This window comes from Flavobacterium ammonificans (assembly GCF_020885975.1).
Taxonomy (GTDB): Bacteria; Bacteroidota; Bacteroidia; order Flavobacteriales; family Flavobacteriaceae; genus Flavobacterium; species Flavobacterium ammonificans.
In genome coordinates, this window is record NZ_AP025183.1 from 1,124,091 (window position 1) to 1,140,010 (window position 15,920).

Annotated in this window: 30 protein-coding genes; all 30 read left to right on the top strand. The window is 35.4% G+C overall.

The genetic code is table 11. The features are described 5' to 3' along the window. The first annotated feature begins 257 nt into the window (after nucleotides 1-257). Complete coding sequence (gene rpsL, locus LPC23_RS04900; protein WP_007136570.1) at nucleotides 258-641, top strand: 30S ribosomal protein S12; 384 nt, start codon at nucleotides 258-260, stop codon at nucleotides 639-641. A 100-nt stretch (nucleotides 642-741) separates the two neighbouring features. Next, nucleotides 742-1,218, top strand: coding sequence for a 30S ribosomal protein S7 (gene rpsG / locus LPC23_RS04905; protein WP_121337677.1), 477 nt, complete (start codon nucleotides 742-744; stop codon nucleotides 1,216-1,218). 10 nt (nucleotides 1,219-1,228) lie between these two features. Beyond that, complete coding sequence (gene fusA, locus LPC23_RS04910) at nucleotides 1,229-3,385, top strand: elongation factor G (protein WP_229323183.1); 2,157 nt, start codon at nucleotides 1,229-1,231, stop codon at nucleotides 3,383-3,385. An 11-nt stretch (nucleotides 3,386-3,396) separates the two neighbouring features. Beyond that, nucleotides 3,397-3,702 (top strand): 30S ribosomal protein S10, encoded by a 306-nt coding sequence (rpsJ, locus tag LPC23_RS04915; protein WP_007803605.1) that lies wholly within the window; start codon nucleotides 3,397-3,399, stop codon nucleotides 3,700-3,702. Nucleotides 3,703-3,861: 159 nt separating this feature from the next. Next, the gene (gene rplC / locus LPC23_RS04920; RefSeq protein ID WP_229323185.1) at nucleotides 3,862-4,479 is read left to right on the top strand and encodes a 50S ribosomal protein L3; all 618 of its coding nucleotides are present in this window, start codon (nucleotides 3,862-3,864) and stop codon (nucleotides 4,477-4,479) included. Next, the gene (rplD, locus tag LPC23_RS04925) at nucleotides 4,479-5,108 is read left to right on the top strand and encodes a 50S ribosomal protein L4 (RefSeq protein WP_229318484.1); all 630 of its coding nucleotides are present in this window, start codon (nucleotides 4,479-4,481) and stop codon (nucleotides 5,106-5,108) included. The genes rplC and rplD overlap by 1 nt, the downstream gene beginning before the upstream one ends. A gap of 8 nt (nucleotides 5,109-5,116) precedes the next feature. Next, nucleotides 5,117-5,407 carry a 50S ribosomal protein L23 gene (rplW, locus tag LPC23_RS04930; protein ID WP_229331552.1) on the top strand — a complete coding sequence of 97 codons (291 nt, stop codon included), beginning with the start codon at nucleotides 5,117-5,119 and terminating at the stop codon, nucleotides 5,405-5,407. Between the two features lie 9 nt (nucleotides 5,408-5,416). Further along, nucleotides 5,417-6,241 carry a 50S ribosomal protein L2 gene (gene rplB, locus LPC23_RS04935; RefSeq protein WP_059114053.1) on the top strand — a complete coding sequence of 275 codons (825 nt, stop codon included), beginning with the start codon at nucleotides 5,417-5,419 and terminating at the stop codon, nucleotides 6,239-6,241. A gap of 6 nt (nucleotides 6,242-6,247) precedes the next feature. After that, nucleotides 6,248-6,526, top strand: coding sequence for a 30S ribosomal protein S19 (gene rpsS, locus LPC23_RS04940; RefSeq protein WP_229318495.1), 279 nt, complete (start codon nucleotides 6,248-6,250; stop codon nucleotides 6,524-6,526). A 6-nt stretch (nucleotides 6,527-6,532) separates the two neighbouring features. Continuing rightward, nucleotides 6,533-6,943 carry a 50S ribosomal protein L22 gene (rplV, locus tag LPC23_RS04945; RefSeq protein WP_229323186.1) on the top strand — a complete coding sequence of 137 codons (411 nt, stop codon included), beginning with the start codon at nucleotides 6,533-6,535 and terminating at the stop codon, nucleotides 6,941-6,943. A 5-nt stretch (nucleotides 6,944-6,948) separates the two neighbouring features. Beyond that, nucleotides 6,949-7,704 carry a 30S ribosomal protein S3 gene (gene rpsC, locus LPC23_RS04950; RefSeq protein ID WP_229318501.1) on the top strand — a complete coding sequence of 252 codons (756 nt, stop codon included), beginning with the start codon at nucleotides 6,949-6,951 and terminating at the stop codon, nucleotides 7,702-7,704. 19 nt (nucleotides 7,705-7,723) lie between these two features. Continuing rightward, complete coding sequence (gene rplP, locus LPC23_RS04955) at nucleotides 7,724-8,149, top strand: 50S ribosomal protein L16 (RefSeq protein ID WP_229331554.1); 426 nt, start codon at nucleotides 7,724-7,726, stop codon at nucleotides 8,147-8,149. A 12-nt stretch (nucleotides 8,150-8,161) separates the two neighbouring features. Next, a complete protein-coding gene (rpmC, locus tag LPC23_RS04960) occupies nucleotides 8,162-8,353 on the top strand; it encodes a 50S ribosomal protein L29 (RefSeq protein ID WP_229318503.1) in 192 nt (63 codons plus the stop codon). 17 nt (nucleotides 8,354-8,370) lie between these two features. Continuing rightward, the gene (rpsQ, locus tag LPC23_RS04965; protein ID WP_229318505.1) at nucleotides 8,371-8,628 is read left to right on the top strand and encodes a 30S ribosomal protein S17; all 258 of its coding nucleotides are present in this window, start codon (nucleotides 8,371-8,373) and stop codon (nucleotides 8,626-8,628) included. Nucleotides 8,629-8,630: 2 nt separating this feature from the next. Next, nucleotides 8,631-8,999, top strand: coding sequence for a 50S ribosomal protein L14 (gene rplN, locus LPC23_RS04970; protein ID WP_007803649.1), 369 nt, complete (start codon nucleotides 8,631-8,633; stop codon nucleotides 8,997-8,999). Between the two features lie 11 nt (nucleotides 9,000-9,010). After that, nucleotides 9,011-9,325, top strand: coding sequence for a 50S ribosomal protein L24 (gene rplX / locus LPC23_RS04975; protein WP_229318507.1), 315 nt, complete (start codon nucleotides 9,011-9,013; stop codon nucleotides 9,323-9,325). 2 nt (nucleotides 9,326-9,327) lie between these two features. Further along, nucleotides 9,328-9,879: a 50S ribosomal protein L5 gene (gene rplE / locus LPC23_RS04980; RefSeq protein ID WP_047774308.1), complete on the top strand. Its 552-nt coding sequence runs from the start codon at nucleotides 9,328-9,330 to the stop codon at nucleotides 9,877-9,879. A 3-nt stretch (nucleotides 9,880-9,882) separates the two neighbouring features. Continuing rightward, complete coding sequence (rpsN, locus tag LPC23_RS04985; RefSeq protein ID WP_121337687.1) at nucleotides 9,883-10,152, top strand: 30S ribosomal protein S14; 270 nt, start codon at nucleotides 9,883-9,885, stop codon at nucleotides 10,150-10,152. Between the two features lie 75 nt (nucleotides 10,153-10,227). Continuing rightward, complete coding sequence (gene rpsH / locus LPC23_RS04990; protein WP_229318508.1) at nucleotides 10,228-10,626, top strand: 30S ribosomal protein S8; 399 nt, start codon at nucleotides 10,228-10,230, stop codon at nucleotides 10,624-10,626. Between the two features lie 18 nt (nucleotides 10,627-10,644). Continuing rightward, the gene (gene rplF, locus LPC23_RS04995; RefSeq protein WP_229323190.1) at nucleotides 10,645-11,187 is read left to right on the top strand and encodes a 50S ribosomal protein L6; all 543 of its coding nucleotides are present in this window, start codon (nucleotides 10,645-10,647) and stop codon (nucleotides 11,185-11,187) included. An 11-nt stretch (nucleotides 11,188-11,198) separates the two neighbouring features. Beyond that, nucleotides 11,199-11,549 (top strand): 50S ribosomal protein L18, encoded by a 351-nt coding sequence (rplR, locus tag LPC23_RS05000; protein WP_229323192.1) that lies wholly within the window; start codon nucleotides 11,199-11,201, stop codon nucleotides 11,547-11,549. Between the two features lie 6 nt (nucleotides 11,550-11,555). Then, nucleotides 11,556-12,080, top strand: a complete 525-nt coding sequence (rpsE, locus tag LPC23_RS05005; RefSeq protein ID WP_229318511.1) for a 30S ribosomal protein S5 — start codon at nucleotides 11,556-11,558, stop codon at nucleotides 12,078-12,080. Between the two features lie 14 nt (nucleotides 12,081-12,094). After that, nucleotides 12,095-12,277: a 50S ribosomal protein L30 gene (rpmD, locus tag LPC23_RS05010; protein ID WP_229323194.1), complete on the top strand. Its 183-nt coding sequence runs from the start codon at nucleotides 12,095-12,097 to the stop codon at nucleotides 12,275-12,277. Between the two features lie 11 nt (nucleotides 12,278-12,288). After that, the gene (rplO, locus tag LPC23_RS05015) at nucleotides 12,289-12,741 is read left to right on the top strand and encodes a 50S ribosomal protein L15 (protein ID WP_229318514.1); all 453 of its coding nucleotides are present in this window, start codon (nucleotides 12,289-12,291) and stop codon (nucleotides 12,739-12,741) included. A 12-nt stretch (nucleotides 12,742-12,753) separates the two neighbouring features. After that, nucleotides 12,754-14,100 (top strand): preprotein translocase subunit SecY, encoded by a 1,347-nt coding sequence (gene secY / locus LPC23_RS05020; protein WP_229323198.1) that lies wholly within the window; start codon nucleotides 12,754-12,756, stop codon nucleotides 14,098-14,100. A 3-nt stretch (nucleotides 14,101-14,103) separates the two neighbouring features. Continuing rightward, nucleotides 14,104-14,319 carry a translation initiation factor IF-1 gene (gene infA, locus LPC23_RS05025; RefSeq protein ID WP_011963449.1) on the top strand — a complete coding sequence of 72 codons (216 nt, stop codon included), beginning with the start codon at nucleotides 14,104-14,106 and terminating at the stop codon, nucleotides 14,317-14,319. Nucleotides 14,320-14,333: 14 nt separating this feature from the next. Then, the gene (gene ykgO / locus LPC23_RS05030) at nucleotides 14,334-14,450 is read left to right on the top strand and encodes a type B 50S ribosomal protein L36 (protein ID WP_002987490.1); all 117 of its coding nucleotides are present in this window, start codon (nucleotides 14,334-14,336) and stop codon (nucleotides 14,448-14,450) included. 2 nt (nucleotides 14,451-14,452) lie between these two features. Further along, complete coding sequence (gene rpsM, locus LPC23_RS05035; RefSeq protein ID WP_064716171.1) at nucleotides 14,453-14,827, top strand: 30S ribosomal protein S13; 375 nt, start codon at nucleotides 14,453-14,455, stop codon at nucleotides 14,825-14,827. 8 nt (nucleotides 14,828-14,835) lie between these two features. Further along, on the top strand, nucleotides 14,836-15,219 hold the full coding sequence (rpsK, locus tag LPC23_RS05040) for a 30S ribosomal protein S11 (protein WP_229316093.1): 384 nt from the start codon (nucleotides 14,836-14,838) through the stop codon (nucleotides 15,217-15,219). Nucleotides 15,220-15,311: 92 nt separating this feature from the next. Beyond that, nucleotides 15,312-15,917: a 30S ribosomal protein S4 gene (gene rpsD / locus LPC23_RS05045; protein WP_229323200.1), complete on the top strand. Its 606-nt coding sequence runs from the start codon at nucleotides 15,312-15,314 to the stop codon at nucleotides 15,915-15,917. The last annotated feature ends 3 nt before the right edge of the window (nucleotides 15,918-15,920 follow it).

Here is a 15,920-nt window from a genome sequence, read left to right on the forward strand (position 1 = left end):
ATCAATTTAATTTCTGCTTTATTTTGTTGTTTTTATTTCAAATTAAGGTTTTTGTTGCTTTTTTTTCAAATTATCCTAGTTGAAATAGAGATTGTTTCGATAGGATTGTTGTAGTTGTTAATTTATGAATTTCATAAAAAAGTGGAACCTACTTGAAAATTAATTAATTATGGTTTGCAGAGTTCAAAATTATTTATACATTTGCAACCCCGTAAAAAGCGGGAATTTAATATAATAAGAAATTTTTAGTATTAATTATGCCAACAATTCAACAATTAGTAAGAACAGGAAGAACTCAGATAACTAAGAAGAGTAAATCGGTTGCTTTAGATTCTTGTCCTCAAAGAAGAGGGGTTTGTACGCGTGTTTACACTACTACACCAAAAAAACCAAACTCTGCAATGCGTAAAGTTGCGCGTGTACGTTTGACAAATGGTAATGAGGTAAATGCCTACATCCCTGGAGAAGGACACAATTTACAAGAGCACTCGATAGTATTAGTTAGGGGTGGAAGGGTAAAAGATTTACCAGGAGTTAGATACCACATCGTTCGTGGTGCACTTGATACATCAGGTGTAGCAGGAAGAACGCAAAGAAGATCTAAGTACGGTGCTAAACGCCCAAAAGAAGCAAAAAAGTAATTTGAACTAAAAGTTTATAAGTTTCAATGTTTAGAAGTTTAGTAATTACTATACCTATAAATACAACTGAATAAATTTTTATTCTAAAAACAAAAAAGACATGAGAAAAAGAGCGGCAAAGAAAAGACCACTTTTACCAGATCCAAGGTTTAATGACCAATTGGTAACTCGTTTTGTGAACAACTTAATGTGGGACGGTAAGAAATCAACAGCTTTTAAAGTTTTTTATGATGCAATTGATATCATTGAAACAAAAAAGCAAGATGCAGAAAAATCATCATTAGAAATTTGGAAAGATGCGTTAACTAATGTTATGCCTCACGTAGAAGTACGTAGTCGTAGAGTTGGTGGAGCTACATTCCAAATTCCAATGCAAATTAGACCAGACAGAAAAATTTCTATGGCAATGAAGTGGTTAATACTTTATTCTAGAAGAAGAAATGAAAAATCGATGGCTCAAAGACTAGCTTCTGAATGTTTAGCTGCGGCTAAAGAAGAAGGAGCGGCTGTTAAGAAAAGAATGGATACTCACAAAATGGCAGAAGCTAACAAAGCTTTCTCTCACTTTAGATTTTAATTCATAAGAAATGGCTAGAGATTTAAAATATACAAGAAACATAGGTATTGCTGCTCATATTGATGCTGGTAAAACAACAACAACAGAGCGTATTTTATTCTATACAGGGAAATCACACAAAATTGGTGAGGTGCACGATGGTGCTGCAACAATGGACTGGATGGCACAAGAGCAAGAAAGAGGTATTACTATTACTTCTGCTGCTACAACTTGTGAATGGAATTTCCCAACTGAACAAGGTAAAATTTTACCTGAAACTACAGGTTACCATTTTAATATTATTGATACCCCAGGTCACGTTGACTTTACCGTAGAGGTAAACCGTTCATTACGTGTGCTTGATGGTTTAGTTTTCTTATTTAGTGCGGTTGATGGTGTTGAGCCACAATCAGAAACTAACTGGAGATTAGCCGATCAATATAGAGTTCCACGTATGGGATTCGTAAATAAAATGGACCGTCAAGGTTCTAACTTCTTAAACGTATGTCAACAAGTTAGAGATATGTTGAAATCTAACGCTGTTGCAATCACTTTGCCTATTGGTGAAGAGAATGATTTCAAAGGAGTAGTTGACTTGGTAAAAAATCAAGCTATTATTTGGCATGATGCTACACAAGGAGCGACTTTTGATATTGTTGATATTCCTGCTGATATGGTAGATGATGTAAAAGCATATAGATCTATTCTTATTGAAGCAGTAGCTGACTATGATGAAAATCTATTGGATAAGTACATGGAAGATGAAAACTCTATTACAGAGGATGAAATCAACACTGCTTTGAGAGCTGCTACAATTGATATGGCGATTATTCCTATGATTGCAGGTTCTTCTTTCAAAAATAAAGGAGTTCAGTTCATGTTAGATGCAGTTTGTAAGTATTTACCATCTCCATTGGACAAAGAAGGTATTGAAGGAATTCATCCTGATGATGCTGATTTATTAGAAGAAGATCAAACTAAAATATTACGTCGTCCAGATGTAAAAGAGCCTTTCGCTGCTTTGGCATTTAAGATTGCTACTGACCCTTATGTTGGTCGTTTGGCTTTCTTCCGTGCGTATTCTGGTCGTTTGGATGCAGGTTCTTACATCTTGAACACGCGTTCAGGAAACAAAGAAAGAATTTCTCGTATCTACCAAATGCACGCTAACAAACAAAATCCAATCGAATATATTGAGGCTGGAGATATTGGAGCGGCTGTTGGATTTAAAGATATCAAAACTGGGGATACTATGTGTGATGAAAAACACCCAATTATCCTTGAGTCTATGAAATTCCCAGATCCTGTAATTGGTATCGCTATTGAGCCTAAAACTAAAGCTGACGTTGATAAAATGGGTATGGCTTTGGCTAAATTGGCAGAGGAAGATCCAACATTTACTGTAAGAACTGATGAAGCTTCAGGTCAAACGATTATTTCAGGTATGGGTGAGTTACACTTAGACATTCTTGTAGATCGTATGAAACGTGAATTCAAAGTTGAAGTAAACCAAGGTGAGCCTCAAGTAGAATACAAAGAAGCGTTTACAAAAGAAGCTCAACATAGAGAAGTGTACAAAAAACAATCTGGAGGTCGTGGTAAATTTGGAGATATTGTTTTCCGTTTAGAGCCTGCAGATGTTGTTGATGGAAAAGCTCCAGTTGGATTACAATTTGTGAATGAAGTTAAAGGAGGAAACGTTCCTAAAGAATATATTCCTGCTGTTGAGAAAGGTTTCAGAGAAGCTATGAAGACAGGACCATTAGCTGGTTATACTGTAGATAGTTTAAAAGTAACTTTATTAGACGGTTCTTATCACCCAGTGGATTCTGATGCATTGTCATTTGAATTAGCTGCAAGAATGGGTTATAAAGAAGTGGCAAAAGCAGCTGGTGCAGTTATCCTTGAGCCTATTATGAAAATCGAAGTGATTACTCCAGAAGAAAATATGGGGGATATCGTTGGGGATTTGAATAGAAGAAGAGGTCAAGTAAATGACATGGGAGACAGAGCAGGTGCTAAAACTATTAAAGCAAATGTTCCTTTATCTGAAATGTTTGGATATGTTACAACATTAAGAACATTATCATCAGGTAGAGCTACTTCTACTATGGAATTTTCACACTATGAACAAACTCCTTCTAATATTTCAGAAGAAGTGATCAAAAAAGCAAAAGGTAACGCTTAATTTTTAAGAAAATGAGTCAAAAAATCAGAATAAAACTAAAATCTTACGATCATATGTTGGTAGACAAGTCTGCTGAAAAGATTGTAAAAACGGTGAAAACTACCGGTGCAGTTGTAACAGGACCAATTCCATTGCCAACTCACAAAAAATTATTCACGGTATTACGTTCTCCACACGTTAACAAAAAAGCGAGAGAACAATTTGAAGTGATGTCATACAAGAGATTAATTGACATTTATTCATCTTCATCTAAAACTATTGATGCTTTAATGAAATTAGAATTGCCTAGTGGAGTTGAAGTAGAAATCAAAGTTTAGGTAGCTGTATTTTCGAAATACAAGAGCATTCCGTTTAAGCGAAAACTATTTTTTGGAATATCTGCAAATAAGTTCTACTTTTGCACCTCATTTTAAAAAAATAGAATCCGCTTAAATGGGTGTTCTATATTTATATTTAATAATTAATAATTAATATTTATGTCTGGGTTAATTGGTAGAAAAATCGGCATGACTAGCATTTTCGACGAAAACGGGAAGAATATTCCTTGTACAGTAATCGAAGCTGGACCATGTGTTGTTACCCAAGTCAGAACCAAAGGTGTTGACGGGTACGAAGCGTTGCAACTTGGTTTCGATGACAAAAACGAGAAACATTCCACAAAAGCGGCTTTAGGCCACTTTAAAAAAGCGGGAACTGTTGCTAAGAAAAAAGTCGTTGAATTCCAAAATTTTGCAACTGAACAAAAATTAGGAGATCTTATTGATGTTTCTATTTTTGAAGAAGGAGAATTTGTAGATGTACAAGGTGTATCTAAAGGTAAAGGTTTCCAAGGGGTTGTTAAACGTCACGGTTTTGGTGGTGTTGGACAAGCTACTCATGGTCAGCACAACCGTTTAAGAGCGCCAGGTTCTGTAGGAGCTTCTTCTTATCCATCTAGAGTATTCAAAGGAATGCGTATGGCTGGAAGAATGGGAGGAGATAATGTAAAAGTTCAAAACCTTAGAGTTTTAAAAGTAGTGGCTGAAAAGAACCTACTTGTTATTAAAGGATGTGTTCCTGGTCATAACAACTCTTATGTAATCATTCAGAAGTAATGGAAGTAAAAGTATTAGATTTCAACGGAAAAGATACTGGAAGAAAAGTTCAACTTTCTGATTCAGTATTCGCAATTGAACCAAATAATCACGCAGTATACCTTGATGTAAAGCAATATCTTGCTAATCAAAGACAAGGAACGCACAAAGCAAAAGAAAGAGCTGAAGTTGCGGGAAGTACACGTAAGATTAAGAAACAAAAAGGAACTGGTACTGCTCGTGCGGGTAGTGCAAAGAATCCATTGTTTAAAGGTGGAGGAACAGTTTTCGGACCTAGACCAAGAAGTTATTCATTCAAATTGAATAAAAACTTGAAACGTTTAGCTAGAAAATCAGCTTTCTCAATCAAAGCAAAAGAGTCCAATATCATCGTTTTAGAAGACTTCAATTTTGAAACTCCAAGCACTAAAAATTTCATTAACGTTTTGAAATCGTTAGGCTTAGAAAACAAAAAATCCTTGTTCGTGTTGGGTGATTCAAATAAAAATGTATATTTGTCGTCACGCAATTTAAAGGCTTCTAACGTAGTAAGTAGCTCAGAATTAAGTACTTACGCCATCTTAAACGCTAATAATGTAGTGCTTTTAGAAGGTTCTTTGGAAGGAATTGAAGATAATTTAAGCAAATAAATAGGAAAATGAGTATTATAATCAGACCTATAGTAACTGAAAAAGTAACCAAAGAAAGTGAAGTTTTAAACCGCTTCGGATTTTTTGTTAACAAAAAAGCAAACAAAGTTGAGATTAAGAAAGCTATTGAAGCTACTTATGGAGTAACTGTTGTTAGTGTTAACACAATTAACGTAAGACCGGATAGAACTACAAAATACACTAAAAGTGGTTTGATCAGTGGAAAAACAAATGCTGAAAAGAAAGCATTTGTACAAGTAAAAGAAGGAGAATCAATTGATTTTTACAACAATATCTAATAGAGAACAATGTCAGTTAGAAAATTAAAACCTATTACCCCAGGTCAGCGATTTAGAGTTGTGAATGGTTATGACGCCATTACAACTGATAAGCCGGAACGCTCTTTGATAGCGCCGATAAAAAACTCTGGAGGTAGAAATAGTCAAGGAAAGATGACCATGCGTTATACGGGTGGTGGTCACAAGCAGAGATATCGTATTATTGATTTTAAACGTACTAAAGAAGGAATTCCCGCTACGGTTAAATCAATCGAATACGATCCAAATCGTACTGCGTTTATCGCTTTATTAGCTTATGCTGATGGAGAGAAAACTTATGTTATTGCACAAAACGGATTGAAAGTGGGTCAGAAATTAGTTTCTGGACCAGAATCTCAACCTGAAATTGGTAATACATTGCCATTAAGCAGAATTCCATTAGGAACTGTTATTTCATGTATTGAGTTACGTCCAGGTCAAGGAGCAGTTATTGCTCGTTCAGCTGGAACATTTGCTCAATTAATGGCAAGAGACGGAAAATATGCTACAATTAAAATGCCGTCAGGAGAAACAAGATTAATCTTGTTAACCTGTTCAGCTACAATTGGAGCAGTTTCTAATTCTGATCATCAATTAGTTGTATCTGGTAAAGCAGGTAGAACAAGATGGTTAGGAAGAAGACCTAGAACAAGACCTGTTGCAATGAACCCTGTCGATCACCCAATGGGTGGTGGTGAAGGACGTTCTTCTGGTGGACATCCACGTTCAAGAAATGGAATACCAGCTAAAGGTTATAGAACTCGTTCTAAGAAAAACCCGAGTAACAAGTATATCGTAGAACGTAGAAAGAAATAATAAGATATGGCACGTTCATTAAAAAAAGGACCTTTCGTTCATTATAAGTTAGACAAGAAAGTTCAAGAAAACATTGAAAAAGGTGGTAGTGGAGTTGTTAAGACATGGTCTAGAGCTTCAATGATCACTCCAGACTTTGTTGGACAAACAATCGCAGTTCATAACGGTCGTCAGTTTGTACCAGTTTACGTTACAGAAAACATGGTAGGTCACAAATTAGGAGAATTTTCACCAACACGATCTTTTAGAGGTCACGCTGGAGCAAAAAATAAAGGTAAAAAATAAGAAGCAATGGGAGTTCGTAAAAGAGAAACAGCAGACGCAAGAAAAGAGGCTAATAAGTCACTAGCTTTTGCAAAATTGAATAACTGCCCTACTTCACCTAGAAAAATGCGCTTAGTTGCGGACTTGGTAAGAGGTCAGAAAGTGGAAAGAGCACTTAATATATTAAGATTTAGCTCAAAAGAAGCTTCAAGAAAATTAGAGAAACTATTATTATCTGCAATCAATAACTGGGAGCAAAAAAATAGTGAAGGTAATGTTACTGAAGCAGGCTTATTTATAAAAGAGATCAGAGTAGATGGTGGAATGATGTTGAAAAGACTTCGTCCAGCTCCACAAGGTCGTGCACACAGAATTAGAAAACGTTCTAACCACGTAACAATCGTGTTAGGAGCTATTAATAACACACAAAGCAATTAATAAAGATGGGACAAAAGACAAATCCAATTGGAAATAGACTTGGTATCATCAGAGGATGGGACTCTAACTGGTATGGTGGAAATGATTATGGCGATAAATTAGCCGAAGATCACAAAATCAGAAAGTACATCCATGCTCGTTTATCAAAAGCTAGTGTATCAAAAGTAATCATCGAGAGAACTTTGAAACTTGTAACCGTTACTATCACTACTGCTAGACCTGGTATCATTATCGGAAAAGGTGGACAAGAGGTAGACAAGTTGAAAGAAGAACTTAAGAAAATTACTGACAAAGAGGTTCAAATTAACATCTTTGAAATCAAAAGACCTGAACTTGACGCTTATTTAGTTGCAACAAGTATCTGTCGTCAAATCGAGAGTCGTATTTCTTACAGACGTGCAATCAAAATGGCTATTGCTGCTTCTATGCGTATGAACGCTGAAGGTATCAAAGTTTTGATTTCTGGTCGTTTGAATGGGGCAGAGATGGCGCGTTCAGAAGGTTTCAAAGAAGGTAGAATTCCTCTATCAACTTTCAGAGCCGATATTGATTATGCTTTAGCAGAAGCGCATACTACTTATGGTAGAATGGGTATTAAAGTATGGATCATGAAAGGTGAAGTTTATGGAAAGAGAGATCTTTCTCCGCTTGCTGGAATGGACAAAAAACAATCTGGTGCAGGTGGTAAAGGTGGAGATGCTCCTAGAGGCAAATCTAACTTTAATAAAGGTGGAAAACCAGACGCTCGTAAAAGAAAGTAAATTTTTAAACTAAAGAAAAATGTTACAGCCTAAAAGAACAAAATACCGTAAGGTACAGAAAGGTAAAATGAAAGGAAACTCTCATAGAGGGCATGAACTTTCTAATGGAATGTTTGGTATTAAATCTGTACATGAAGATGGAATGTTCTTAACCTCTCGTCAAATCGAAGCTGCACGTATTGCTGCAACTCGTTACATGAAGAGAGAAGGACAATTATGGATCAAAATATTTCCAGACAAACCAATCACTAAGAAACCTCTTGAAGTACGTATGGGTAAAGGTAAAGGAGCCGTTGAATATTGGGCTGCCGTTGTTAAACCCGGAAGAATCATGTTTGAAGTTGGAGGAGTACCTTTGTCAGTTGCAAAAGAGGCGTTACGTCTTGCAGCACAAAAACTTCCAGTAAAAACTAAATTCGTTGTTGCGAGAGATTTCGAAGCATAATCTAATTATATTATGAAACAATCAGAAATAAAAAATCTTTCTGCAGCGGAGTTGCAAGAAAAACTTAGCCAGACTAAGAAAGCTTATGCTAACCTAAAATTGGCTCACGCTATCTCACCAATTGAAAATCCATTACAGATTAGAACTGTAAGAAGAACAATTGCAAGATTGGCGACTGAGCTTACAAAAAGAGAGTTACAATAATTGTAATCTGCTGAAAGATGGAAAAAAGAAATTTAAGAAAAGAGAGAATTGGTGTTGTTACTTCTAACAAAATGGAGAAATCTATTGTTGTTGCTGAAGTACGTAAAGTAAAACACCCTTTATACGGTAAGTTCGTGTTGAAAACTAAAAAGTATCACGCACACGACGAAAAGAACGACTGTAACATTGGAGATACTGTAAGGATAAGTGAAACTCGTCCTTTGAGTAAAACAAAATGTTGGAGGTTAGTTGAAATCATTGAAAGAGCTAAATAATTATGGTACAACAAGAATCAAGACTAAAAGTAGCAGATAACACAGGAGCTAAAGAAGTTTTAACTATCCGTGTTTTAGGAGGTACCAAAAGAAGGTATGCCTCTGTTGGTGACAAGATTGTAGTTTCTATCAAAGATGCAACTCCTAACGGAAACGTTAAAAAAGGAGCTGTTTCAACTGCAGTTGTTGTACGTACCAAAAAAGAAGTGAGAAGAGCCGATGGTTCATACATCAGATTTGATGACAACGCATGTGTGTTATTGAATGCTGCTGGTGAAATGAGAGGAACTCGTGTTTTTGGTCCGGTAGCAAGAGAACTTCGTGAAAAACAATTCATGAAAATTGTATCATTAGCACCAGAAGTGCTTTAATTCGTTTTAAGATGATAAAGCTAAAAATAAAATCAGGAGACGTAGTAAGAGTTATTGCAGGTGACCATAAAGGTGCTGAAGGTAAAGTTTTACGCGTGTACCGTGAGAAAAACAAAGCGATCGTTGAAGGTGTAAACATGGTTTCGAAACATACTAAACCAAGTGCTAAAAACCCTCAAGGTGGTATCGTTAAGAAAGAAGCTTCTATTCAAATTTCAAATATTGCTTTAATTGATCCTAAAACTAAAGGAACAACTAGAGTTGGTATTAGAGTAGAAGGAGATAAGAAAGTGAGATTTTCAAAAAAATCTAATCAAGTACTATAGTGATGGCATATACACCTAGACTAAAAGAAGAATACAAGAGCAGAGTTATTGCTGCTCTTAAAGAGGAATTCGGATATACAAACGTAATGCAAGTTCCAAAATTGGAAAAAATCGTTTTGAGCCGTGGAGTTGGTGCAGCTGTATCTGATAAAAAATTAATCGACTATGCAGTTGATGAATTGACAAAGATCACTGGACAAAAAGCAGTTTCTACAATTTCTAAGAAAGACGTTGCGTCTTTCAAATTGAGAAAAGGAATGCCAATTGGAGCAAAAGTAACTCTTCGTGGAGAAAGAATGTATGAGTTTTTAGACAGACTTATTACTTCTGCTTTACCACGTGTTAGAGATTTTAGTGGTATTAAAGCTACTGGTTTCGACGGAAGAGGTAACTATAACCTTGGAGTGTTAGAGCAAATCATTTTCCCAGAAATTGATATTGATAAAGTAAACAAAATATCTGGAATGGATATCACATTTGTTACTACTGCTCAAACAGATAAGGAAGCAAAATCGTTATTGGCTGAACTAGGATTACCTTTTAAAAAGAATTAAGACATGGCTAAAGAATCAATGAAAGCCCGCGAGGTGAAAAGAGAAAAAACGGTAGCAAAGTATGCTGAGAAAAGAAAAGCTTTGTTAGAAGCTGGAGATTTCGTAGGTTTGCAAAAATTACCAAAAAATGCTTCACCTGTTCGTTTACACAATCGTTGTAAATTAACTGGAAGACCAAGAGGATATATTCGTCAATTTGGTATTTCACGTGTAACATTCCGCGAAATGGCTAACAACGGGTTAATTCCTGGAGTTAAGAAAGCTAGCTGGTAAGAATAAAGAATTATAAATTGGTTTAAGGTTCGGTGGCAGAGTGCCATCGAAAACCAAAACCGCAAATTGATACATATGTATACAGATCCAATTGCAGATTACTTGACGCGAGTTCGTAACGCTGTGGCTGCAAACCACAAAGTTGTTGAAATTCCGGCATCTAATCTAAAAAAAGAGATTACAAAGATCTTATTTGATCAAGGGTATATCTTAAGTTACAAGTTTGAGCAGAATACCGTTCAGGGTTCTATTAAAATTGCTTTGAAGTATGATAAAGATACTAAAGAGCCTGTTATCAAAGATATCCAAAGAATTAGTAAACCAGGTTTACGTAAATATGCAGGTGCTTCTAAAATTCCAAGAATCCTTAACGGATTAGGTATTGCGATTGTTTCTACTTCAAAAGGTCTTATGACTGGGAAACAAGCTAAGCAATTGAATGTAGGTGGTGAAGTAATTTGTTACGTATACTAATATTAAAGACTATATAAGATGTCAAGAATAGGTAAAAATCCAATTGTAATCCCTGCTGGTGTAACTGTAGAAGTTGCTGAAGGTATCGTTACAGTAAAAGGAAAGAATGGTCAACTAACACAGGAGTTTTCGGACGTAACTGTAAAAGTTGAAGACGGTCAAGTTCTAGTAGAAAGATCGTCTGATCAGAAAGACCAAAGAGCAAAACACGGTTTATACAGATCTTTAATCAACAACATGATTCAAGGTGTATCAACAGGTTTTACTAAAGAATTGGAATTGGTAGGAGTTGGTTATAGAGCTTCAAACCAAGGTCAAAAATTAGATTTAGCTCTTGGATATTCACATAATATCATTTTAGAAGTAGCTCCAGAAGTAAATGTGGAGACGATTTCTGAAAAAGGGAAAAACCCAATTGTGAAATTAACATCATTTGACAAACAACTTTTAGGTCAGGTAGCTGCGAAAATCAGAGGTTTCCGTAAGCCTGAGCCATACAAAGGAAAAGGTGTTAAATTCGTAGGTGAAGTATTAAGAAGAAAAGCAGGTAAATCAGCTTAAAAAATAAGATTATGTCATTAACAAAATCTGATAGAAGACAGAGAATTAAATTCAGAATTAGAAAGATTGTTAGCGGTACTGCTGCTAAACCTAGACTTTCTGTTTTTAGAAGTAACAAAGAAATTTACGCACAATTAATTGATGATGTAAATGGAGTTACTTTAATAGCTGCCTCTTCAAGAGAAAAAGAAATAGGTAAAGGTACAAACGTAGAAGTTGCTGCAGCAGTTGGAAAACTAGTTGGCGAAAAAGCGTTAAAAGCCGGTATTGATGCAGTAACTTTCGATAGAGGAGGTTATTTATATCACGGTCGTATTAAATCATTAGCAGAAGGCGCGAGAGCTGCTGGACTTAAATTCTAATATAGTATGTCTAATAAATACAAAAATATAGAGTTAGTAAAATCAGCTGGTCTTGAATTGAAAGACCGTTTGGTGAGTGTAAATCGTGTTACTAAAGTTACAAAAGGTGGTAGAGCATTTGGTTTTTCTGCTATTGTAGTGGTAGGTGATGAAAATGGAGTGGTAGGTCACGGATTAGGAAAATCTAAAGATGTTTCTGAAGCAATTGCGAAAGCAGTGGAAGATGCTAAGAAAAATTTAGTACGTATTCCTTTGAATGGGCAATCAGTTCCTCACGAACAAAAAGGTAAATTTGGTGGTGCACGTGTGTTCTTAATTCCAGCCTCTCATGGTACAGGAGTTATTGCTGGTGGAGCTGTTCGTTCAGTTCTTGAATCAGTAGGTATTCACGATGTATTGTCTAAATCTCAAGGATCTTCAAATCCTCACAACGTAGTTAAAGCAACTTTTGATGCTTTGTTACAAATGAGAAGTGCTCACACTGTTGCAAAACAAAGAGGAGTATCTTTAGAAAAAGTTTTTAAAGGTTAATATTCAAGGAAATTATGGCTAAATTAGTAGTAAAACAAGTTCGAAGCAAAATTAACTGTCCTCTTTCTCAAAAGAGAGGTTTAGAAGCTTTAGGTCTACGTAAAATGGGACAAGTTGTAGAGCATGATTCAAATCCTGCAATCCTTGGTATGATAAATAAAGTTAAACACTTAGTTTCCGTTGAGGAAGTTAAATAACAATTATAGTTATGAATTTAAGTAACTTACAACCTGCTGAAGGTGCTACACACAATCAAAATAAAAGATTAGGTAGAGGAGAAGGTTCTGGTAAAGGTGGTACTGCTGCACGTGGTCACAAAGGAGCTAAGTCTCGTTCTGGTTATTCTAAAAAGATTGGTTTTGAAGGTGGTCAAATGCCACTTCAAAGACGTGTACCTAAGTTTGGTTTCACAAACATCAACCGTAAAGAATACGAAGGTGTTAATTTAGATACTCTTCAATTATTAGTTGATAATGGAGTAATTACTGATACTGTTGATATGACAGTATATGTTGCTAATCGTTTGGCTACTAAAAATGAAATCGTTAAGATTTTAGGTAGAGGTGAATTGAAAGCAAAATTAAAAGTAACTGCTCATAAATTTACTGCTACTGCAAAAGCGGCTATTGAAGCTGCAGGTGGAGAAGCTGTAACATTATAATTTTCAATTAAGATGAAGAAATTTATTGAATCAATAAGTAATGTTTGGAAAATCGAAGAGTTAAAGAATCGTATTCTTATGACTCTTGGTTTGCTATTAATCTATCGATTTGGAGCTCAAGTTACGCTTCCAGGGATTGATGCTACACAATTGGCTAATTTAGCTGGTCAAACAAAAGACGGAATAGGTTCTATTTTGGATATGTTTACAGGTGGAGCTTTTTCTCAGGCGTCTGTTTTTGCTTTAGGTATTATGCCTTACATTTCTGCATCTATTGTAGTACAATTGATGGGCATGGCTATACCTTATTTGCAGAAGCTACAAAGCGATGGTGAAAGTGGTAGAAAGAAGATCAATCAAATTACTCGTTGGTTAACAATTGGAATTACTTTACTTCAGGGGCCTACTTACATTTACAATTTATACAGAACCTTACCTGGTAATGCTTTTTTATTAGGTTTTAATTCTTTTGAATTCTTATTTTCTTCAGTGGTTATATTAACTACAGGAACCATATTTGCTATGTGGTTAGGAGAAAAAATTACTGATAAAGGTATTGGTAATGGTATTTCTTTGTTAATAATGGTAGGTATTTTAGCTCGTTTACCACAAGCTTTTATTCAAGAATTTACAACTAGAGTAACTAATAATAATGGTGGGCCAATGTTATTGGTAATCGAAATTATTGTTTGGTTGTTGGTAATTATTTCTTGTGTATTACTTGTTATGGCGGTTAGAAAGATACCTGTTCAATATGCTCGTCGTACATCAACTGGTGACTATGAACAAGACGTTATGGGTGGTAACAGACAATGGATACCTTTGAAGCTTAATGCTGCTGGAGTGATGCCAATTATCTTTGCTCAGGCGATTATGTTTATTCCGGCTGCTGTCGCAGGTCTGTCTAAATCAGATGCATCTCAATCTATTGTTGGTGCTTTTAGTAATATGTTCGGATTGTGGTATAATATTGTTTTTGCAACATTAATAGTTGTGTTTACATTCTTTTACACTGCAATTACGGTTCCTACTAACAAAATGTCTGATGATTTGAAAAGAAGTGGTGGATTTATTCCAGGTGTTAAGCCAGGAGTTGAAACTTCTGATTTTCTTGATAAAGTGATGTCTTTAATTACTTTCCCAGGATCTCTATTCCTAGCTTTGATTGCTGTGTTCCCAGCTATTGTAGTTAGTGTGATGGATGTTCAACAGTCTTGGGCTATGTTTTTTGGAGGTACCTCTTTAATTATTATGGTTGGTGTTGCTATTGATACGATGCAACAAATTAATTCTTACCTATTGAACCAACATTATGATGGTTTAATGAAAACAGGTAAAAATAGAAAAGCAGTAGCGTAACCTATGGCAAAGCAATCAGCAATAGAACAAGACGGAGCCATTATTGAAGCATTGTCAAATGCAATGTTCCGTGTGGAGTTAGAAAATGGACACATTGTAATTGCTCATATTTCTGGAAAAATGCGTATGCATTACATCAAATTATTACCTGGTGATAAAGTGAAACTAGAAATGAGTCCTTACGATTTGTCAAAAGCAAGAATTACTTATAGATATTAAAAGATATTTCAACAATGAAAGTAAGAGCATCAGTGAAAAAGAGAAGTGCCGAGTGCATTATCGTTCGTAGAAAAGGAAGATTATACGTAATCAACAAAAAGAATCCTAGATTTAAACAAAGACAAGGATAATTATGGCAAGAATAGCAGGGGTAGATATCCCAAAAAACAAGAGAGGTGTTATAGCACTAACCTATATCTTTGGATTAGGAAAAAGTAGAGCAATTGAGATTTTAGAAAAAGCTCAAGTTAGCCAAGATAAAAAAGTTCAAGATTGGAATGACGACGAGATCGGAGCAATTCGTGAAGCCGTTTCAGCTTTCAAAATTGAAGGAGAATTACGTTCTGAAGTTTCTTTGAACATCAAACGTTTAATGGATATTGGTTGTTATAGAGGTATCCGTCATAGATCTGGTCTTCCATTAAGAGGACAAAGAACTAAAAACAACTCTAGAACAAGAAAAGGTAAAAGAAAAACTGTTGCTAACAAGAAAAAAGCAACTAAATAATAAGTAATATGGCTAAAGCAACTGCAAAAAAACGTAAAGTTATCGTTGAATCAACGGGAGAAGCTCATATTTCTGCTACTTTTAACAACATCATCATTTCTTTGACTAACAAAAAAGGTGAAGTTATTTCTTGGTCTTCAGCTGGTAAGATGGGTTTCAGAGGTTCTAAAAAGAATACTCCGTACGCAGCTCAAATGGCAGCAGAAGATTGTACTAAAGTAGCTCTAGAAGCTGGACTTAAAAAAGTAAAAGTGTATGTTAAAGGACCAGGAAACGGACGTGAGTCTGCTATCCGTTCTTTACATAACGGTGGAATTGAGGTTACTGAAATCATTGATGTAACTCCAATGCCTCATAATGGATGTCGTCCTCCTAAAAGACGTAGAGTTTAATACTCAAAAATTAATTATAGTATAACTAGATAGGTTATAGATTATCGAAGGATACGACCTGAATTCATAATCTCTATCTTAAACAATTTAAAATGGCAAGATATACTGGTCCAAGTACAAGAATCGCACGTAAATTCGGCGAGGCAATTTTCGGAGACGATAAAGCTTTCGAAAGAAGAAATTACCCACCTGGTCAACACGGGATGGCTAAAAAAAGAGGAAAAAAATCTGAATATGCTGTCCAGTTGATGGAAAAGCAAAAAGCTAAATATTCTTATGGAATTTTAGAAAAACAATTCAGAAATTTATTCGAAAAAGCATCAGCTACTAAAGGTGTTACTGGTGAAGTTTTATTACAATTGTGTGAAGCAAGATTAGACAATGTTGTTTTTAGAATGGGTATTGCTCCTTCTAGAAGAGGTGCTCGTCAAATCGTTTCTCACAGACACATCACTGTAAATGGTGAAGTGGTTAATATTCCTTCTTACCACCTTAAGCCTGGTGATATAGTTGCAGTTCGTGAAAAATCTAAATCATTAGAGGCTATCGAACGTTCTTTATCTAATTCAAGTCATGTTTATGAGTGGATTACATGGAATAACGATCTTAAGCAAGGAACTTTTGTTTCTGTTCCTGCAAGATTGCAAATTCCAGAAAACATTAAAGAACAATTAATCGTAGAGTTGTACAACAAATAATAA